12 protein-coding genes and 2 pseudogenes are annotated in these 21,176 nt (G+C 35.6%); 11 read left to right on the forward strand and 3 right to left on the reverse strand.

The window, feature by feature from the left end; translation table 11 throughout:
- Positions 1–297 precede the first annotated feature (297 nt).
- The 4 genes from EA365_08810 (at position 298) to EA365_08825 (ending at position 8,463) form a co-directional block, all read left to right on the forward strand.
- Positions 298–1,254, forward strand: coding sequence for a Fic family protein (locus EA365_08810; GenBank protein TVQ45021.1), 957 nt, complete (start codon positions 298–300; stop codon positions 1,252–1,254).
- A 360-nt stretch (positions 1,255–1,614) separates the two neighbouring features.
- Entirely contained in the window at positions 1,615–2,064 is a 450-nt protein-coding gene (locus tag EA365_08815) for a transposase (GenBank protein TVQ45022.1), read from the forward strand.
- Positions 2,065–2,860: 796 nt separating this feature from the next.
- Positions 2,861–8,221 carry a DEAD/DEAH box helicase gene (locus EA365_08820; protein ID TVQ45023.1) on the forward strand — a complete coding sequence of 1,787 codons (5,361 nt, stop codon included), beginning with the start codon at positions 2,861–2,863 and terminating at the stop codon, positions 8,219–8,221.
- Between the two features lie 17 nt (positions 8,222–8,238).
- Positions 8,239–8,463 carry a WGR domain-containing protein gene (locus tag EA365_08825; protein ID TVQ45024.1) on the forward strand — a complete coding sequence of 75 codons (225 nt, stop codon included), beginning with the start codon at positions 8,239–8,241 and terminating at the stop codon, positions 8,461–8,463.
- 204 nt (positions 8,464–8,667) lie between these two features.
- On the opposite strand, the pseudogene topA reads toward EA365_08825, so the two are convergent.
- Positions 8,668–10,584 (reverse strand): annotated as a pseudogene (topA, locus tag EA365_08830) (type I DNA topoisomerase).
- Between the two features lie 182 nt (positions 10,585–10,766).
- On the opposite strand from topA, the gene EA365_08835 reads away from it, so the two are divergent.
- The 7 genes and pseudogenes from EA365_08835 to EA365_08865 all read left to right on the forward strand — a co-directional run bounded on the left by EA365_08835 (position 10,767) and on the right by EA365_08865 (position 18,834).
- Entirely contained in the window at positions 10,767–11,333 is a 567-nt protein-coding gene (locus EA365_08835; GenBank protein ID TVQ45025.1) for a hypothetical protein, read from the forward strand.
- Positions 11,334–11,438: 105 nt separating this feature from the next.
- Complete coding sequence (locus tag EA365_08840; GenBank protein TVQ45026.1) at positions 11,439–11,933, forward strand: hypothetical protein; 495 nt, start codon at positions 11,439–11,441, stop codon at positions 11,931–11,933.
- Between the two features lie 106 nt (positions 11,934–12,039).
- On the forward strand, positions 12,040–13,029 hold the full coding sequence (locus tag EA365_08845) for a hypothetical protein (GenBank protein TVQ45027.1): 990 nt from the start codon (positions 12,040–12,042) through the stop codon (positions 13,027–13,029).
- Positions 13,030–13,893: 864 nt separating this feature from the next.
- A pseudogene (locus tag EA365_08850) lies at positions 13,894–14,073 on the forward strand (peptide chain release factor 2).
- A 68-nt stretch (positions 14,074–14,141) separates the two neighbouring features.
- Positions 14,142–15,539, forward strand: a complete 1,398-nt coding sequence (locus EA365_08855) for a hypothetical protein (protein ID TVQ45028.1) — start codon at positions 14,142–14,144, stop codon at positions 15,537–15,539.
- A gap of 8 nt (positions 15,540–15,547) precedes the next feature.
- Positions 15,548–18,094 (forward strand): AAA family ATPase, encoded by a 2,547-nt coding sequence (locus tag EA365_08860; GenBank protein ID TVQ45029.1) that lies wholly within the window; start codon positions 15,548–15,550, stop codon positions 18,092–18,094.
- An 8-nt stretch (positions 18,095–18,102) separates the two neighbouring features.
- Positions 18,103–18,834, forward strand: coding sequence for a hypothetical protein (locus EA365_08865; protein TVQ45030.1), 732 nt, complete (start codon positions 18,103–18,105; stop codon positions 18,832–18,834).
- 13 nt (positions 18,835–18,847) lie between these two features.
- On the opposite strand, the gene EA365_08870 is transcribed toward EA365_08865, so the two are convergent.
- On the reverse strand, positions 18,848–20,197 hold the full coding sequence (locus EA365_08870; protein TVQ45031.1) for a hypothetical protein: 1,350 nt from the start codon (positions 20,195–20,197) through the stop codon (positions 18,848–18,850).
- Positions 20,197–21,171, reverse strand: coding sequence for a hypothetical protein (locus EA365_08875; GenBank protein TVQ45032.1), 975 nt, complete (start codon positions 21,169–21,171; stop codon positions 20,197–20,199). Before EA365_08875 ends, EA365_08870 begins: the two co-directional genes overlap by 1 nt.
- Positions 21,172–21,176 lie beyond the last annotated feature (5 nt).

Genomic DNA, 21,176 nt, shown 5'->3' on the forward strand with positions numbered 1-21,176 from the left:
AAAAGGATTGCGAGCGTCTATGGGAGTGGGAGCGTCTCGCTCCCTATAGCTATATCCCTATAGCTAGATAATGAAGTCTTGCTCTGTGTTGGTATCAGGAGAATTAGTGAGCAAGATGCTCACATTCCGATGGAAAGGCGAGCGCTTATGAGAGTGGGAGCTAATAAATATGTAAGGATTCAGGGTAAATATTCACCCGAACTTGATATGAGGTGTAACAATCAGCAAAAATCACAAAAACTGTTACAGTAAGTGAAAGCATTAACTTTCAATACTTTTAGCCCATTTTACCGACAAATGCCTCATAGTAATTGTGACAGTATCAGCAAAAGAAAAAAACTCTTAGATGAATTAGGTAAACTCCCCGAAGCCATAGTCGAAAACCAAGAATGGTTATATATGTTAGAAGAAGACACCAGACATTCACTATCTATTGAGGGATATTTTGCCACCGAAGAAGAACTAAAAGCTGTATTACAAGGAAAAAAAACCCAACCAGAAATATTAAATTATTATCGTACATCTCAATTTGTTTATGATTTGGGACTACAATATTATCGAGAAGGATCAATTTTTTTGGACTTAGCTTTAATTCGGACTATTCACAGTCAATTATTAAGAGGAATTGATAAATATAGTTATTATTGCGGTAAGTTTAGAATCAGTCCAATTATTATTCATGGAGCAAAAGTAAAACCCCCAGAATTTGATCTTGAAAGTTATGTAAAAACTTTTTGTGAATATAGCAAAAATTCTTTGCAAATTTATCCTATTTTAGAAGCATTATCCCGTATTCATACCTTATTTGAAAGTATCCATCCTTTTCAAGATGGTAATGGTAGAGTTGGCAGAATTTTACTTAATTATTTAGCCATTTCCCAAGGCTATCCTCCTCTTGTGATTAAAGGATTTGAATTATCAGAAAGAACTAAGTATTATCAAGCCTTAGAACTTGCAGATATAGGTTTTCATCAGGGATTTGCCACTTCTGACTTATCAGCGATTAAAAAAAACTTAGATATGGGTGATTATAGTTTATTAAAAGAGTTATTATATTTAGGATTAAAGCCTAGATTAGAAAAAATGATTATTACTGCTTTAAGATTAAAAGAAAAACTATTAATCTTAAGAGATTTAAGTGATTATTTTCAGGTAAAAGAAACAACTTTACGTCAATGGATTAAAAGAGATAAATTAATAGCAATTAAAGAAAATAACAAACTTTATAGTCATCCTAAATTATACTTAGAATAAAATCTTTTTTTTTGGGATATATAAGAAAATCTTGAGAGCTGTTATGATGTAGTGAGCAAGATGCTCAGATTCCTACGTAAAGGATTGCGATCTTGAAAAGATCCGCGCTCGCGGTACGCTTATGGGAGTGGGAGCGAGACGCTCCCAATAGCTATATAATGAAGTCTCGCTCTCTGTTGGTATCAGGAGAAGTAGTGAGCAAGATGCTTACATTCCGATGGAAAAGGATTGTTCATGGGAGTGGGAGCGTCTCGCTCCCTGTTGATAGATAAGAAACTTGTTATGATGTAGTGAGCAAGATGCTCACATTCCAAATATAAAAATATAATTAATTAAAGATGTTTTTGTTGATAATCTAAAATGCCCTATAAAAAACCATTACCAACATTGGAAATAAAAGGCGGAATTTATTTCGTCACCTTTAACACTTATGAAAGATTAGAATTAAACGATGAAGCCAGAAAAATAGTCTTAGATTGTTGTTTACATTTTCATGAAAACCGCTATTTTTTATATATGGCAGTTATTATGTCAGATCATGTTCACCTTTTAATTAAACCTTATTCTAAATCAGAAACTGAATATTGGTCAATTGGAAGTATTTTACACAGTATAAAAAGCTATAGTGCTAAACAAATTCCCCAAGTAATGAAACATATTGGTAAAGTATGGCAAGATGGACGTTATGATATTTTAATGAAAGATCGTGAACAATTTTTAAATACATGGGAATATATTAAACAAAATCCAGTTAAAGCAAAATACGTTAATATACCAGAAAATTATCCCTTCTTATGGGAAAGTTGTTAATTCTATTTTAGTGGGAGCGTCTCGCTCCCTATAGGCATCAGGAGAAGTAGTGAGCAAGATGCTCACATTCCTATGGAAAAGGATTGCGCCTATGGGAGTGGGAGCGTCTCGCTCCCTATAGGTATATAATGAAGTCTCGCTCCCTATAGGTACATAATGAAATCTCGCTCCCTATAGACATCAGGAGAATTAGTGAGCAAGATGCTCACATTCCGATGGAAAAGGATTGCGCCCATGGGAGTGGGAGCGTCTCGCTCCCTATAGGTACATAATGAAATCTCGCTCCCTATAGGCATCAGGAGAAGTAGTGAGCAAGATGCTCACATTCCTATGGAAAAGGATTGCGCCTATGGGAGTGGGAGCGTCTCGCTCCCTATAGGTATATAATGAAGTCTCGCTCCCTATAGGTACATAATGAAATCTCGCTCCCTATAGACATCAGGAGAATTAGTGAGCAAGATGCTCACATTCCGATGGAAAAGGATTGCGCCCATGGGAGTGGGAGCGTCTCGCTCCCTATAGGTACATAATGAAATCTCGCTCCCTATAGGCATCAGGAGAAGTAGTGAGCAAGATGCTCACATTCCTATGGAAAAGGATTGTTCATGGGAGTGGGAGCGTCTCGCTCCCTATAGGTATATGTCTCGCTCCCTATTGGTATATGTCTCGCTCCCTATAGGTATATAATGAAGTCTCGCTCTCTATTGGTATCAGGTTGATAGATAAGAAAATCTCCCTCGTTAAAATATATTTAATTTAAATCAAATAAGCAACAGTTGATAAGGAAAAACCACCAATGAAAATACCCGTTAAACTCCAAGAATTACTGCAACAAGAGCAAACAACCCTGACACCATTTATTATGTTAATTGGTCAAGGTAATGTAATGTTAGACTGTTCTGGAGTAGAAAGTATAACGGCAGAACAATTAGAGCTTATTTTTGGTCAAATTACCGGAGATTGGGATTTTACTAAATTAACAGAAATAATTAATCTCGATACCCTCTCAGAAACCCTCACTAATCAACTTAAACAAAAGTTTAACCCCCCTTCAGAGTCAGAAATAACTCCCCAGACATCCCTAGAAAAAACCGATAAAATAGAGTCATTAGATATATTTAATCTCCGTAATGAAATCATTGAGGATTATCGTAGCTACATCGAAAGTTTTTTAAAAATTCGTGACCCTAAAATTAAGCAGTTTGTCGAGGACGAATTAGAAAAAGGAGAATTATGGCCAGATCCTTTGATTCAGCTTAATCCTGCTTATAAACAGGGGAAAAACGTTACCGAATTAATCACAGAAGGGATATTGCATCCCGAGACAAAACACTATTTTACTAGAAATGGCACTCCCTATACTTTTCGTTATCACCAAGAACAAGCCTTTAGAATAGCTCATCGTCAAGAAGCTTATGTGTTAACTACTGGCACAGGTTCAGGAAAAAGTATGACCTATGTTGTCCCAATTTTTGATGATTTACTGCGTCATCCAGAAATTAAGGGAGTCAGAGCAATTTTAGTCTATCCTATGAATGCTCTAATTAACTCCCAAAAGGAAGAATTTGATAAATTTCTCTCTCAAGTGCCTAATACTCATATTCGAGTCGAACAATATACAGGACAGGAAAATCTGAGCAAAAAAACCGAGATTCAAAATAATCCGCCCCAAATTATCTTAACTAACTATGTCATGTTAGAGTTAATGCTCAGTCGTACCTATGAAGAAAAATTAGTTGCTTCTGCTGATTTAAAATTCCTTGTTTTAGATGAGTTACATACTTATAGAGGTCGTCAAGGAGCAGATGTAGCTATTTTAATCCGTAAATTAAGACAAAGATGCGGTCAAAAACTGCTCTGTATTGGTACAAGTGCAACTATGTCCACCGAAGGGAAAAGAGGCGATCGCCAAAAAACTGTAGCAGAGGTGGCGAGTAAATTATTTGGGGTAGAAGTAAAACCTAATAATGTTATTGACGAAACCTTAGAACCTTCCATTAAACGCCCCTATCCCACAGTCCAAGAATTGCAATTGGTAATTAATAATCAGGGTATCCCCCCAACCCTTGGTAAAGAGGGTGAAGATCATGAAACTCTCAAAGCATTTCAAAATCATCCCTTATCAGCATGGATTGAGATGAATTTTGGTTTAGATGATGAGGATGGATATTTAATTAGACGGACTCCTATTTCTCTTTCTCAAGGGGCTTCTCAACTTGCCCAAGAAACTAATACCCCTGAAGATAAATGTTTAGCAATCCTCAAACAGATGTTTCTCTGGGGTAGTAAAACCAAAGGATTAGCTTTTCGCCTCCATCAATTTATTTCTCAAGGGGGGAGTGTCTATGCAACGGCGGAGAATGCTGAAAAACGATTTTTAACTTTAGAAGGACAATATAGCACCACAGGCAATCGCCTTTTATATCCTTTAGTATTTTGCCGAGAATGCGGACAGGAGTATTATTTTGTTCACTATGACGAAGATAGGCAAGAAGTTCGCCCCATGTTACCCAATGCTTTAGATTTTAATGGGGAAGATAACAATATTCGTGAAGGTTATCTAACCCCCGATGAACCTGATTTATGGGATGAAATTACAGATCTCGATCGCCTTCCTGAATCTTGGTTTAAAGAAACAAAACGAGAAGGAAGAGTAGTCAGCAAAGAATATCAAGACTTTATCCCCCGTAAATTGCAGATATTACCCCAAGGTAAAATTACTACTTCTTTACTCAAGGGTACAAGTTATTGGTTTATTCCTAAACCCTTTCTCACCTGTCTTAATTGTGGCGTAGTTCATGATCGCAAAAAGAACGAATTTACCAAATTAACTCGTCTGAGTAGTGAAGGACGTAGCACAACAACTACTTTACTCTGTTTATCCACTGTTAATCGCTTACGCCAAAGTCCAGCTATTGCTGATACAGCGCAAAAAATTCTGAGTTTTACGGATAATCGTCAAGATGCTTCCTTACAAGCAGGTCATTTTAACGACTTTGTGCAAACTAGCTTACTTAGATCTGCCCTTAATAGTGCTTTAAAAGAACAAAAAACCCTTACCCATCAAGAGTTAGCTCAAGAAGTAGTCGCCAAAATGGGTTTATCGCAACAAGATTACGCCAAGCAACCAGCAGAATATGAAGGAGCACCAGGGAAAAGAAGAAACGAACAAGTATTCCGTAATTTAATTGAATATCGTCTTTATGAAGACTTAAGAAAAGGATGGCGAATTGTTCAACCCAATTTAGAGCAATGTGGTTTATTGGCGATCGAATATGAAGGATTAAAAGAAATATGTCAAGTTCAGGAATTTTGGCAAAAACAGAACCATCCTTTACTTGTACAAGCCACACCGGATCAACGTTATAGCATTATTCAAACTGTTCTCAATCAACTACGCAAAGAATTAGTCTTAGATGCTGATTTATTGCAACCCGAACAAGTAGAAAAATTGAAACGAGAAGTACGACAAGCAATTAAAGAGCCTTGGACATTTGATGAATATGAATATTTACATGAAGCTCGTTGGGCATCTTTAACAGCTTTCAGGAAGGGTAAAAATATTGCTAAATTGACTCCTAGAAGTAAAATAGCTCAATTTTTGCGTTCTCCTAATACTTGGCATAATAGACAATATCCCCTTCCTGAAACCGAATATGACGAACTCATTAGAGCATTAATTAACGCTTTAGCAGATGCAGGTTATTTATTGAAAGACAATGATCAAGTGCAATTGCGGATTGACTCTCTGATTTGGAAAGCAGAAAAAGTAACCAGTATTCCCCTAGATCTTATGACATCTAAAAGGTTACAAGGAAGTGAAGAAACAGAAATTGAAGTTAATCACTTTTTTCAAAACTTTTATGACTCCAGTAATTTAAGTACCCAAAACTTAGAAGGGAGAGAACATACCGGACAAGTTAAAAATGAACAACGTCAACAAAGAGAAGATAGTTTCCGTCAAGGAGAATTATCAGCTTTATTTTGTTCCCCCACTATGGAGTTAGGCATTGATATAGCGGATCTCAATGTAGTTCATATGCGTAATGTGCCCCCTAGCCCTGCTAATTATGCTCAACGTAGTGGTAGGGCTGGACGTAGTGGGCAAGAAGCACTAGTAATTACTTATGCTGCGGTTGGTAGTGGACATGATCAATACTTCTTCAAAAGACAAGAACAAATGGTAGCCGGAGTTGTTGTTCCCCCTAAATTAGAATTAGGTAATCAAGATTTAATTAAGTCTCATCTTCATTCTATCTGGTTAGCTCATACAGGGTTATATTTAGACAACTCCATGAATCAAATTTTAGATTTAGAAGTAGAAGGCTATCCTCTCAAAGAGACTGTTAAAAATCAATTGTCTTTAACTCCATCTCAATTACAAGATTGTTTTGAGGCAACGAAGCTGATTTTAGAAGATTTATTCTGCCAACAAGATTTAGCCAAAGCATCTTGGTATAATGAAGACTGGCTAAAGGTTACCTTAGATAATGCTTTAATTAGTTTTGACCGAGGGTGCGATCGCTGGAGAAAACTTTATCAAGATGCCGTGAAACAATTACAATCGTCTCGTGAAGTAATCGATCGCTCAGCCACAGGAGGGACAACAAAAGAAGAAAGAAGTAATGCTGAAGCCTTGCAAAGAGAAGCGCAAAGACAAATTGATTTACTCGTAGGGCAAATTAAACAAGGGAAAAATCAAAGTCAATTGGAATTTTATCCCTATCGTTATTTTGCCTCAGAAGGATTTCTTCCAGGTTATAACTTTCCTCGTCTTCCGGTGAGGGCTTATATTCCTACGGGAGATGAAGGGGAATTTATTTCCCGTCCTCGTGTAGTGGCGATTAGAGAATTTGCCCCACAAAATATTGTTTATTATGAGGGCAGTAAATTTCAACTAAATAAAACTCGTATTCCCGTCAGAGGGATTGAAAGTGCTTATCAAAGAGTTGCTTTTTGTCCTAATTGTGGTTATTTTCATACAGGAGATGATTGGTTAAGGGATTTATGTGAAAATTGTCAAACCAAAATTACTCCTGATAGTTATGGAAATCCAGCTAAATTAAATCGAGTTCTCAACATGGATACTATGTTAACTCGCAGAAGAGAACGTATAACTTGCGATGAGGAAGAAAGACTTAAGTATGGCTACAATATTACCACTCATTTTCGTTTCAATGGCGGTAAGCAAGAATTAGCCACTGTTATTACTGATGATGGTAGTCAAATCATGGAGTTAACCTATGGAGATACTGCCAATGTTTGGCGTATTAATCGAGGTTTAAAAAATAGTCAAGAAAGAGGTTTCAAGCTCAATGTTACTACTGGTGTTTGGGGTGAGGCGAAAACTCAAGAAGATATAAATATCTTACAAACAGAAGTGCATTTATTAGTGGAAGACACCTGTAATGTTTTGTTGGTGAAACCCTTACAAATTCCTGAAGATAACTCAGAATCATTTTTAGCCAGTTTTCAATATGCCCTAGAAAGAGCTATTCAGGGAGTCTATAAATTAGAAGAAAATGAATTAGCATCAGAGCGTTTAGGACAAGGACAGTATATTTTATTTTGGGAAGCATCCGAAGGGGGTGCAGGAGTTTTATCTCAGATACTCGAAGATAAAAACGCTTTGCCAAAATTAGCCGCAGAAGCCCTTGATATTTGCCATTTTACACAACCAAAAGAAAGCTGTAGCCAAGCCTGTTATGAATGTTTGTTATCCTATCGCAATCAATTTGATCACCCGTTATTAAACCGCAATGTTATCCATCCTTACTTAGAACAACTGCTCAATAGTAACATCGAGCGTCATAGTCAAGGTGATTCCCGTGAGGTGCAATATCAAAAATTATTAGCTCAAACTGATCCTAATTCAGATTTTGAAAGAGAGTTTTTAGCCGAATTATATCAACAAGGAATTAAACTCCCTGATGCTGCTCAAATGTTAATTCCTGAAGTCAATGTTAAACCTGACTTTGTTTATATAGATGCCAAAGTCGCTATTTTCTGTGATGGTAGTATTCATGATCATCCTGAACAACAAGAAGGCGATCGTATTCAAAGAGAAAATCTGAAATATGATGCCAACTTTCATGTACTAGTTTTTCGCTATGATGAGGACTGGCATTCTAAAGTGAATATTCTTAACTCTTTTTAATTCATTTTGTAATATATATGCCAAAGCAGTATTCATTCTGGGAGCGCGGTACACGCTGGTACTACTGTGATATCAGTCAGGACTTATTCAAAAATTGGCTAGTCTGTAGGGTTTGGGGAGATAAAGTATCAAGGCGAGGTGGACGCAAAGAACATTTGTGTGAAAACCTAGAAGAAGCCGAGAAATTATATCAATATGTAGTTAAACGGCGTAAATCACGTAAGTATGAGCAGAAAGAATAAAAAGCTCTTTCAAACGTTCTTTCTCCGCCTTGTAACTTCTCTACTGTGTTAATTACCTTAATACAGGATTCATAATCACGCAAACTGGTTTTAAGCTGAGTTCGTTATACACGGTTGTAGTTGTTCGAGATTAATCATGATCGTTACTCCATTATTAGTTTAAAACGGCGATCGCCGTCTTAGCTCAAAATATTATTTATTATTAGGAAGTTCCCAAGTTTTACGCCACTTATTATAAAACATAACTGCTTCACAACCAGAACATTTTAGAAAATAATTCTTATGCAGTTTTTTTGATTTCGAGGGAATTTCTTTCATTTTTTTTCCACAAGAAGGACAATCTACTTTAGACTCTTTAACAGCAGTATTGTTTTGGCGAGGTAGGCTAGAAGGTTGACTCTCAATAATCTTTAAGGCTTTAACCAATGCTAAAGCAAAATAATTATTATTCCAATTAAGAATATATTGTTCCCAATTTTCTTGTCCTGAAGCAATAGCATCCAGTTTATCTTCCATTTGAGCAGTAAATTCAGCTTCTAACAACTCTGGTAAGGTTTTTTCTAAAAAAGCATCTACTTCTAATCCTAAATTAGTTGCTTGCAGTTGTCGTTTTTGTATTTCAGCATAACCTCGTTCTTTTAAAGTTTTGACTGTAGGTGCAAAAGTAGAAGGTCTCCCAATTCCTCTACGCTCCATTATTTGTACTAATTTAGCTTCACTATAACGAGGTGGTGCTTGAGTTTGTTTCTTTTCATGATTGGCTTGTGTCAGTGTTAAAGATTGTCCTTGGTTTACTTGGGGAAGTACAAAATCGGCGCTCAAATCTTTCCAATACTTACCATAGCCTGCAAATACCACAACTTGTCCTTTCGCTTGCCAGAATACATTACCAGATTGGGTAATAATCTTAGATTTGGTAAGCTGTGCAGGTTTACATTGACTAGCAACGGTTCTCAGCCAGATAAGTAAGTATAACTCAAATTCTTCCTCTGAAACCTCCTGTTTTAATTCTGCTGAGGCTTTACGAATATCTGTAGGTCGAATAGCTTCGTGTGCTTCTTGTGCTGTCTTAGATTGCCGAAATGAAGTAACTTTGTCAGGAACATTTTGAGGATCTTTTTCTGCTAACCATTGTTTGACTGTTGCACAGAATTGGGGGTCTAAATATACCGAATCAGTTCGCATATAAGTGATATATCCCCCTTCATAAAGTTTTTGTGCTACCTGCATAGTTTTCTCAGGACTCCATTTAAGACGACTACCAGAGGCTTGTTGCAGGGAAGAAGTAGTAAAGGGTGGAGGAGGTGTTTTGCTAACTGTTTTACCTTCAACTTTGATAACTTGGTGAGGAAATTGACGCGCAATATCTACTAATCGATTTGCTTCAGCTTGAGTTAAAACTTTGGTGGAGGTAATTTTCTGATTTTCCCCTTCTTCTGCATCGTCTCTGTCTTCAGAAACAGTCTCGTTAGTTAAATTTGCCGAGTTTTCCGCTAAATAATAGGCTTTAAATCCTTCAGCATAAGTTACCGAAACCTGCCAGTAATCTTGAGGTTTGAAGTTTTGAATTTCTCTTTCTCTTTGACAGAGAATATGTAAAGCTGCTGATTGTACTCTACCGATAGATTTTGCCCCATTTCCTAATTTCCAGACTAGGGGTGAGCCTCTAAAACCTACTAATTTATCTAAAACGGAACGAGCTAAAGCAGCATTGACTAAATTTAAGTTTAGTTGACGAGGGCGTTGTAAAGCCGCATTTACCGCAGTAGGGGTAATTTCTCTATAGGTTACACGTTGAGGATTACGAAGATTGAGGACTTCTTGAAGATGCCAAGCGATAATCTCTCCTTCTCTGTCTTCATCGGTAGCTAGAATTACTGTATCTACGTTTCGGACTAGTTGTTTTAATTCGGTTATAATTTTTTGGGCTTGGGTGTTTCTGGGAATAAATCGGCAGAGAATACGATTTTTACTCAACTCGAAACCCAGATTATCTTCTCCGTCTTGGGCAAGTTGACGAATGTGTCCACCACTGGCTTTAACAATGTATTCTTGTCCGAGAATTTGCTTTAATTTTTTAACTTTTCCTGGAGCTTCAATTAGAAATAGTTTTTTAGACATCGGATTAGCCTTATTATCTCTAATATAGATTATATGTTAATTATAAATGATTGCTCATTTTAACTTTTACTAATCTCTTCAGTAAATAACTCTCAAGTTTCTGCTTACAGTAATAACCTTTTATGTCTGTAAATTTAATTTGGCTTGCGCCATTTTTAAAGAAAACAATTTGGTTACATACTATGCTAGCAATAAGTATAAATACTCCTTTTTATCGTCCCTTAGAAAAAGAAGGAGGTCAACTAAGTTATTTTATTTCCGAAGAAGAAAGTGGTAACTGGGAGTTGATTTGGTGTGCAACCAATCCTACCCCAAGTGAAATTAAAGGTTTTCAAGAAGGCAGAATTGAATACAGATTAGCTGTGGTTGAAACTATCCCTTTCTTTTGTTTTCGAGTCTGCCTTGAAGATAAAATTATTATACCTTGGAATGAATGTCCTTTCAATGGCAATCTAATTCCTAAAGGGCGAACTCATTTCAATTTTATCAAAGTTGTACTGGAAACAAATTCGGAAATAAGATTGACAATTCCCCTAATAGTAATAGATTACCAGGATTATCTCGTCAAATCCTTGAGATACAGTAGTTTATCTGTGGATTTTTCCAAAAGTTTTGTTGAGGCAATTCTAGGATGCCACATAACTAATCAAAATTTCTACAGTGAAGTTCTCAATAATATTTACGAGGAATTTTCGGTTGGGGAAATAGCAGAAATCTTCTCTGTTTGTCAGTGTAATGCAGGCGATTAAAAATATTTAGTCTCAGAAATAAACTGAGACTTTTTTTTGCTAACGCAATTATTAGTGACAAAAAATTGTCATCATTATTGGCAATTCTCAAAGGAGATTAATAACATGATACTCGAAAATCTAGGACTTTCTTTTGTTTTATTTATTGTTTATCTTTATTTCTTGTCTTGGCTGTTAGAAACACCTCCTACTCTAAGAGAAGAAAAACAAGATTTTTACTCACAAGTTTCTGAACTTTTAGCAGTGGAAGCGCCTCTCAACATTGCTGAAAGTCAAAAATCACAAGAAACCCAGATAGACACAAACTCTGCTGATAAAAATCAACCCCTAGTCAAATTATCTCAAAAATCTCAACTTACATCAATTTCCCTTCATGATGAAGTTAAAGAAATCATCGAAAATCTTAATTTCCGGGAACTTCGTCAACTTTGTCGTCCTCTTAGCATACAGCAAAAACGCAATGGTGTTGCCAAATCTAAACAACTAATTTTAGCCGAAATTAAACGAATCTGCAAAGAACAACCTGATGAAGTTTTAGTAGCAATAACAGCAAAAATACCTGAAAAACTTCAAAGTTTAGAGATTGCCAAAATATCATAGGAAAACTTTCTTGAGAAAATACTCAATATTTCTTTGAGTATTTTCTGAACCTGTTATCGGCTTACGCCTCATTTTTGATGACAATTACTCTACTCAAATATAAGCCATGAACATCAATGACCTTAAACAAACTCAAGATAATCTTAAGCAGCAAGGCGGAAACTTACTAGGTTCAATCATAAGTTGGAAAGTCACACCTGAACTACACATAAGCTGGAAACTGTTCCAACAACTTATTCAAATCAATCAGATTCCTTCATGTCTTCATCCTAACAAGAAAGCTTACCACTCAGCCTTCAAAAAAGCGGTTAGTAAGTGCCGAAAGGGGCTTAATGGTTATCTACTACGGTACATCAAAAGCAATAATCAAGAAATTGTTCTGGGAATAGTTTCGGAAAAAGCTGATGTGTATCAGGAAGTACTAGAGTATAATTGCGCTGCCATAGTCAAATTAGAAAATGACATAATCAGCGAAAAGCTTATTGACTCTACAACATTACCAGAAGAAGATTTCAACATCTTTCTAATTGAACTTAAGCAAGAGATTGAAAAACAAATTGAAGCTACAGCAGAAGATATCCGCTTGCTTCTCAGACGCTTTACGACTAAATTTTGTGTCAGAATCAATCCCAATGGTGGAGGATACTTTTGCCCTTCTCAATACCAAGACCTTCTCAACTCAATTAAACAACTAGTTAAGGATTGTGATGCTGAAAAGGTTTCTCAAGTCTATTCTTTTGAGCTTTATAATTCTCCTCAAAACCAAAATGATATGGGGATTATAGTTCAACAATCTTTAGAGGAGGAAATCAAATCTCTTGCAGAGGAAATCAATCAGTTCAAAACAGAAGCGGTAAAAGCTAAAACTTATGACCAAGGTCTAGAACTTCGTAATAAGAAAGTTAAAGAGTTGGAAACAAGAGTCAATATCTTTAAAGAAATCTTAGATTTTAAAGCATCTGAGCTGGAATTAAGTCTCTCCCAATTGCAATCTTCTCTAACCCTTGAAAATCCTCTTTTAAAAGACATACAAGAACTGGAAAACAGTTTAGAATCAGAACTAAATGAACTAGAAGAATCTTTGATTGATTTCTAATTTTACACAGTCATACAAGATGCTGAATTTAATTCGGCATCTTTTTTTCTTGGAGCATCTCTTCTAATTAGAATAAAGAAAGATAAATGGTTCTATGTCAGGTTATCGAAAAGGTATATCTAACTCAGATAATGATTGAGATACTCATTGAGAAGCTTTTTAAAGTAGTAACAAAAGTTGTCCTGGACTCTGAAAAACTTGAGTGTCAAAACTAAAACGACGTCCAAAGTTGTTTAGCAAGTTGTTTAAAAGTAACAACACCTCATTATCTGGTAAAATCTTAAGCTCATCTCTCAACTCCAGTCCTACAATTACTGAACGAATTGAACCCCGTTTTTCTGTAAGGCGATCGCGTAGCCCTTGCTTGGTAAGATCCCACTTCAGAAAAAAAATTAACAAATAGCGATAAACCTAACAAGGAAAAATGAATAACGAGAAGAAAGAAGAAGAATGACAGACCAAGCAGTATTGTATAGCAGAGAAAGAGTTGATTAGGATATTTGTTAAAGCTCAAACCTAAACATAACAACCTTTTTCCTCCAGCCTCCTGTTATATATTCTGCAAAAGAGGGGGTGGAGGCTGGAATAAAAGTGTACGACGGCTATCGTACTTTTATTAGTAATCTTTTAGATATAAAGGTTTATTTGGTGATAATTTATCAATTAGTAAATCATGTTTCACAAATTACTACAGCGAAGTATGACCGCCGGGGAGAAGATGCAGTTGTAGTATTTTAATACTAATAAATATTTCTTTTTAAATGGTTTGCAAATCAAGACAGGGCTATCTGCGGAAAAGCCGCAGATACAAAACTTAACAATAATTGTTTGTGTCGCCAAAAGATTATTGCTCACGAATAATGTGCACAGGAGATCGCCTAAATTAGGGGAGAGATGGTAGAAGCAGTTTGGGGTAATTAAATTCGTAACTATGTTTTTGATCTCTACCAAATGGTTAAAGATTTACGTACAGACGTAGAAACTACCGAAGTAACCGAGGTTTTTTACGGTGATTTAGACCATGCCTACTTACGTAGTTTATAATTTTAAATTAGTAAATCAAGTTTATTTCAAAAATAGATTAAAATAGTGATTAGTGAAGGAAAAAAAATATGAGTGGTAGAAAAGAACAACAAGTCCGAATTAATGAATCAGAGCTAAGACGCTTAAGACAACAAGAAAACCAACTTAAAATAGTTCAACAAGATTTACCTAAGCAATTAGAGCAAGCAAGAGAAAGTACAAGGCAAGAATTTCAGCAAAGAATAGCACACATAGAACAAAGATCGCAGCATCAACAACAAAACGTAAAACAGATGAAGAGTCAACTGGCTCAAATTGAACAGCAAAGTCAACAAAGACTTAATGAGCAACGTCAACAGTTTCAGTCTTCTCTTCAAGCTATGGAAATGAAACAAAAACAGCAGCGTCAGGAATATTTGCAATTAATTGAACAACAAACCCAAAACTTTTCCGAACTCTTAGAAACTGAGCGAGAAGCTAGAAAAATAGGTGAGCGTTTATTACAAGAGCAAATAGACGAAGTCGTCAATAATTTAGAGCAGCAACAAGCATTAGCTAGGGATTGGATAGCTGATGTTGAACAGATTTGGCAAAGTCTTCAAAGTGACTATGATTGTGAGCGTTTTGCTCCTGGTAAACTTGATATCCTACAACAAGAATTAAACTTAGCTCGTACTAATATTAAGCAGGGATTAGCTCAAGCAGCAATCTCAATGGTGCAAAGAACTTACTTAGAACTAACTGATTTAAGAATTGAACTTGAACAAAAAGAACGAATCTGGCAACTTTTCTATCAAGCAGCTTTAGAAGACTTAAGAAGCTTAATTACAGAAGTTCATGGTAATCGAGAGTATGTTATAGAAGCAGATACAGAAGGAGAAGCTCTAAAATTTCAAGTAGATTACTGGACTCAAGGAAAACTCAGTGAATATCAAAATCAATTAGAAAAGTTAGAAAAGCGCTTAATTGATGAGGAAAAAACCTTAACCACAGAAGCAGTAGAAGCAATTAGTAACCAAATTCAAACATTAGAACCAAGGTTAGCAGAAATTCTCGAAGAAGCAAGATTATCTATCTTAAGTTCTCAAGTGAGAGCAGAAATAGCAGAGCGAGTGGCTGAAGTTTTAGAACAATTAGGTTATAGTCTAGACACTTCTGGTTATGAAAATAAAGATTTACGGCGCAATTATGCAGTTAAAGTCAAAAATATTAGTGGGGATGAAGTGGTGACTATTATTAGTCCTGCTCAAGAATTTGGTAATAATACAGTTTCCATTAATACTTTTAGTAATATTTTAATAGATGAAAGTGCTACCCAAAGCAATGCACAAGCCATTTTTAGTTTATTAGCTCAAGAAGGAATTGAAGCATCCGGGTCAATGATTTGTGAGCAAAATCCCTTACCAGTGCAAGACATAGAAACAATGATCAATTCTGTGACCCCTATCGCTAAGCAAGAAACCGAATTGAAACAACAAAGAATTTAAGCACAGTTATGACAGTTGCAAGAGTTACAAGAGGACTAAATTTACAACGGGGAGACAGGTTTCTAGTACTTTATGGGGTTAATACCAATGATACTTTTTGTACTCCAAATTTATTACTACAAGATATAGAGCAAATTCTTCATAGTTATCTGCAAGATCATGGCTATGAAAGAATTTTGTTTTACACAGGAGTCAAAAAACTTTACTTTTTAGATGCTCAATCGCGAGAACGTTGTTTATCTGGTTCTAAATCTTCCCAAGTTGACCAAAAATTAGAAGCTAATCATCGTCCTTTTAAAGTCACTCCAGGACCATTAGGAAATAGACGATTGGTGGCAAAATCTAAATCTGTCTCTTCCCCAACTCAAACCTCATCTACAACACCACCAACACGTTTACAGGATGTAAGTATATTGTCTTACTTTCAAACAGCGATGACTGATTCTACCCAAAAATCAGCTATTGTCTTTTCTCAAGCTGAAGATTTAAATCAGTTTGACCAAAAAAGAGAATTATTTGGCAGGATGAATGATTGGTTTCGTTTACCTCCTAGTAATCAAAATCTTTGTATTTTTATTTTTGACCATGAAAATCTGACTCAACTGCAACGTTTTTGCCACCAAATCGGCTTTATTCTCTTATCTGAACAAATTGTCAATCGTAATCCTGTCACTCAAGATTATATTAACTTTGTCTATGTAGGTTCACCAGATCGTCAAGAAATAGAAGGGTTGCGAGATTACTTCCGTCTAACCCAAAAAAAAGTTGTGGACTGGAAAATAGCTAATTCTTTAAATCGTTGGTTAGCCGCAGAAAATCAAAGACTCAGTTATTGGTATGCTCGCTTTAATAATAGTTCAGAAATATCTTTAAAAGAAGCTAGAAACCAAGGCTGGTTGTCAGGAGATGTTAGGGAAACTCCCGCCTTAGAACGCTTAAACGCCATGATTGGCTTAAATTCAGTCAAAAAACTAATTTCAGTGCGTCAGAGTTTTTTACAAGTACAAATAGAACGACGTAAACAAGGACAAGACCTCAGTTCTCTTAGACTGCATTTAGTCTTTAAAGGTAATCCAGGGACGGGTAAAACTACGGTAGCTCGACTGATGGGGGAAATTTATCGGGATTTGGGATTACTTGAGCGTGGACACGTGATTGAAGTCACTAGATCCGACTTAGTAGCAGGTTATGTGGGACAAACGGCTATCCAAACTGATGATTATATTAATCGTGCTTTAGATGGTGTTTTGTTTATTGACGAAGCTTACACTCTTAGTGAAGGAGGGCAAGCAGATTTTGGACAGGAAGCGATCGATACCCTACTGCAAAGAATGGAAAGAGATAGAGAGCGCTTAGTAGTAATTGTCGCAGGTTATCCCGACAAAATAGATAATTTTTTAAAATCCAACCCAGGATTAAAAAGCCGTTTTAGTGCTGAAATTGAGTTTGAAGATTTTACAGAAGCAGAATTGTTAGCAATTTTTCAGTCACATTTAGACAAATTAAAGCTTTCTGTAGCACCTAATTTAGAAAAAGTTCTCCCTCAATTATTAGGGAATCTTTGTAATAGTCAAGACTTAGAGTTTGCTAATGCTAGAGGAGTCGAAAAAGTTTTTCAAATTCTTGATGAAAGACGAGCACATCGATTAGTACAAAAACAACTTAATCAAATCACCGAACCTTTTGAATTAGAAGATGTACCCAATGAATATCAATATTTGATTAGTAATAATGACCAAGAATTAAAGGATTTACTAACTCAATTAAATAGTTTGATAGGCTTAAATGTAGTAAAAATAGCTATTCAAGAAATCATCGCTACTCAACAAGCTAATCAACGTCTTCAATCTGTAGGAAAACTGGTTAAACAAGAAGAAACTCTCCATATGTTATTTCTGGGAAATCCAGGTACAGGAAAAACTACAGTAGCTCGTTTAATTGGTAAAATTTTTCAAGCTATGGGTCTTCTCAAGAAAGGACATTTTATCGAAGTCAATCGCAATGATTTAGTAGGTGCATACGTAGGACAGACAGAAGAGAAAACTAAACGAGTAATTGAATCAGCTTTGGATGGAGTTCTCTTTATTGATGAAGCTTATGCTCTCAGTCGTAGTAATTTTAGTAATGATTACGGGATACAAGTTATTGATACATTAGTACCAATGATGGAAAATTATCGAGATCGCTTAGTGGTAATTCTCGCGGGTTATACTCAAGAAATGCAGCAATTTTTAGCAGCTAATTCGGGGATTAGTTCGCGTATTGCTTACACTATAGATTTTCCTGACTATACAGCCGCAGAAATGTATCAAATCTTTGCCCGAATGTCTCAACAAAACAATTACACTTATAATAACAAGGTTGCAGAAGCAATGCAAGCAATTTTTGAGTGTCAGTTTCAATCTAGATCTGAAGTTTTCGGTAATGGTAGATATGTTAGGAATATTTACGAAAAGCTTGTTCGTGCTCAAAAAAACCGTATTATTAGAGATAATAGGTTGACAGAGACGGATTTAATGACTTTTATGATTGAAGATACTCAGGGTCTTATCTGATAAACAATATGAAAAAATGTCCTGTCTGTCAAACTGTTCATAATTCAGATAATGTTAATCAGTGTCAAACCTGTAGTTGGGATTTATCGGATTATTCTCTTGTTTTTCAAGGGATTCCCCCAGAATATGAGCAAAAATTACACTTACATTTGACTTGGGCTCAAAAAGTGTGGGAATATTATCAACAACAGTTGCTCGAAGTCCAAGAATTATCTCTAGTTAAACAAGAAAATCACCAGCTTTTACAAAGCATAGAACAGATTAAACAGGAGTTCACTAAAACTAAAGCTGATTATCAGCAAGAATGTGCACAGTTACAATCTCAACTAGAAAAAACGAATCAAAAGCAATCCGATTTAAGCATAGCGCTTCAAGAAACTAAGTCCCAAAAAACTAAATTAGAGGAGTTTTACTATGAGTTACAAGCACAGTTAAGTAAAACTCAGAGTGAACTAAGGACAGAAAGAGCACATTTTCAACAACAGTTAAATGAAGCTACACAAACTCATCAAAGTCAACAGCAACAGTTAGAGGGATTAACTAAAGAGGTAACTCAATTGCGAACTTCCTTAGAAAATAGTCAACAAAAAAACAAGGCACTAAATACGCTTTTGAAAAGTTATCAACAAGCTAATTTAGAACTTAGTAAAAAACTAGAAGAAGCTGAGTCTCAAATTAAGGATTTAAAATCTAAAATCCAAAAAGGCAAAATGCCTGATGATCCCTTCAATCCTTGGTAATCTATATTGAGATTTATAAATCAAAGGGGTCTTTTTTTGTAGATTGATTTTTGCTTGGGGAGTTGGGATCTACAAATTTTATATCTCTTTGCTGAAGAATTTGCAAAATTTCTGACATTAAATTGAAAGCATCATTCAGGAATGATTCTGCGTTTTTTAAATCTCTCAATAATTCCATGTTTTGCTTTGATTTCTTTAATAAGATTTGCACCATATTTACTTTTTTATTAATTAATTCTCGTTGAGTTTGTCCTAAATTTTGGTGCTCTGATAATAAATCCAGTAATTCTTTAAATTTATTTTTACCCCTTTGATAGGTATCGCGAAACTGGTTAATCCTTTCACTAGATACATAACTTTCTAGAAGAGTGTGACCAGCATCTTGTATTATACTTCCAGAGGAATTACTTCTATTAAAATCTTCTCGATAATGTATATTTGTATTAAAATTAGAATCTGAACCAGTAGGTGGTTGTGATTCTGTGTCACCATCTACCCAATTAGCCCAATTTTCGTCAATATTTTCCCTATTGACTTCTTCTTGATTTGGTGCATAATTAATATGTTCTCCAGTACTTTCTCTCTTATTTGTTCTACGTTTATCACGTTGAGTAATTATAGGAGGCTCTGGAGAACCTTTAGAAATAATTTCCCGTTGGGAATCACTAACGTTAAAAGCTGTTCCATTTAGAAAAGGGGTTTTAAAAAAGTCATTAACGGTTGCTAAGTTGGTACAAAAAGAGAGAATAGGAGAGGAATGATGTAACTGACTTAAACAAGCTTCTCGCCATAGACTTTCATCATGGTTTGGAGACCATAAATAAACAGATGCAGAGTCACGATAATTTAATTGTGAAGAATCAATGTCAGAATTATCTGTATCTGTTTTGATGATAATTGATTCTAGAGTTATCAATTCTTCCGAGTAAGGAATTTTTTCAGGCTCTCCTTGGTCATAAGTTTTTTGATTCCATTTTTTGATTATATACTCATACAATGGAGTATAGTGATTTAATTCCCTAGAAAAAATTGAGGGTAAGTCTAAATCTTTAATAACATAACCTACAAAAACGTAGATAGGTCTGCCTTGGATATCTTGGCTGTAGTCAACATCTTCTGTAGATTCTGATTGCTTTAGTAGTTCTCGTGCCATGCAAGTAACCCCTATTATATTTCTGCTTCCTCGCAAAAGCAGCCAGCGAGGATGATTGGGTAATCGCTCTGTCGCTTTCATGGTAACTTTTATATATTCTCCTACTTTTTGCAATATTTCAGGACTAAAATCTTCGGGAATAACTAGAAATCGAAAATCTTTCTCATAAGTTTTACCGTAAATCAAAGGCGCCCATTTTAGATTAGTCATTAGATTTGGATCTCCTTTCCACCTAGAAATAAAGGGGTATTTTCTAGTTCTTGAGCTAATAAAGCTATTTTTCTTTGCAACTCCTCTATCTGTTTTTGTTGATATGCAATCCCTTGAGAAGTTCTATCTATATCTGCACTATTAAACCATCGTTCAAACCAGTTACCACTTCTAAGTTGGTCCAATACGCTTTGTTGATTATCACGTTGTTCCTGTTCAGTTAAATAAAATTCTCTCAACTTAGCATAAACAGCAAAAACTAAAGGTAGGTGCATATTTTTAGGGTCAATTTCTCCACTAGCAATGTTTTCGGCTAATTCTTTCCCTAAACTCACTGGACAAATCATCACTAACCAACCAGAATTAGGAGTAAATAAAGGTGCAAACATTGTTTTAATATCTTCAATTACTTCCTTACGGCGATGAGCACATAAGTCATACTTAGTCAGTGTAATTACAATTGGGTAAGGTTTTTGCTCAGATGGTTTAATAATATTTCCTAATTCTATTAAATAGGGTATCATATTATTAACTTTCATTTTGCGCGCTTTTGACATTAGTTGCATCTGGTTAGCTGGTTCTTGCAGATACTCTCCGGAAATACAGAGAAAAACGCAATCAGACTTTTGAAGACGTTTTCTTAGAATTTGGGTATCTTCAGCGCTAGAATTATCAGTCATTGCCCCACCCCTATAGTCTAACCAATCAAAACTAATTAGGGGTTGCAGTGCATAGGTAAAGTAAAAAGCATAGGTTTGAGGGTCATTAGCAGTTGCAGGTGGCCAGCGATCTTCCCCTGTGACATCAATTAATCTATCCCATAAATCGGTTAATCTTAAATCTACATCAGGATCTTGAGCGCTTAAATTAAAACCTTGTACACCCATTTGCATAACGGAGTATAATCCGAGCATGTAACAGGTTTTTCCTGCACCTGTTGTGCCTAACATGGTAATTTTCATATTTTTATTCATCAATA

The sequence above is a fragment of the Gloeocapsa sp. DLM2.Bin57 genome, assembly GCA_007693955.1.
Taxonomy (GTDB): Bacteria; Cyanobacteriota; Cyanobacteriia; order Cyanobacteriales; family Gloeocapsaceae; genus Gloeocapsa.

Coding starts and splice junctions, on each gene's coding strand:
- EA365_08810 (TVQ45021.1), top strand. CDS start 298: ATGCCTCATAGTAATTGTGACAGTATCAGCAAAAGAAAAAAACTCTTA.
- EA365_08815 (TVQ45022.1), top strand. CDS start 1,615: ATGCCCTATAAAAAACCATTACCAACATTGGAAATAAAAGGCGGAATT.
- EA365_08820 (TVQ45023.1), top strand. CDS start 2,861: ATGAAAATACCCGTTAAACTCCAAGAATTACTGCAACAAGAGCAAACA.
- EA365_08825 (TVQ45024.1), top strand. CDS start 8,239: ATGCCAAAGCAGTATTCATTCTGGGAGCGCGGTACACGCTGGTACTAC.
- EA365_08835 (TVQ45025.1), top strand. CDS start 10,767: ATGCTAGCAATAAGTATAAATACTCCTTTTTATCGTCCCTTAGAAAAA.
- EA365_08840 (TVQ45026.1), top strand. CDS start 11,439: ATGATACTCGAAAATCTAGGACTTTCTTTTGTTTTATTTATTGTTTAT.
- EA365_08845 (TVQ45027.1), top strand. CDS start 12,040: ATGAACATCAATGACCTTAAACAAACTCAAGATAATCTTAAGCAGCAA.
- EA365_08855 (TVQ45028.1), top strand. CDS start 14,142: ATGAGTGGTAGAAAAGAACAACAAGTCCGAATTAATGAATCAGAGCTA.
- EA365_08860 (TVQ45029.1), top strand. CDS start 15,548: ATGACAGTTGCAAGAGTTACAAGAGGACTAAATTTACAACGGGGAGAC.
- EA365_08865 (TVQ45030.1), top strand. CDS start 18,103: ATGAAAAAATGTCCTGTCTGTCAAACTGTTCATAATTCAGATAATGTT.
- EA365_08870 (TVQ45031.1), bottom strand. CDS start 20,197: ATGACTAATCTAAAATGGGCGCCTTTGATTTACGGTAAAACTTATGAG.
- EA365_08875 (TVQ45032.1), bottom strand. CDS start 21,171: ATGAATAAAAATATGAAAATTACCATGTTAGGCACAACAGGTGCAGGA.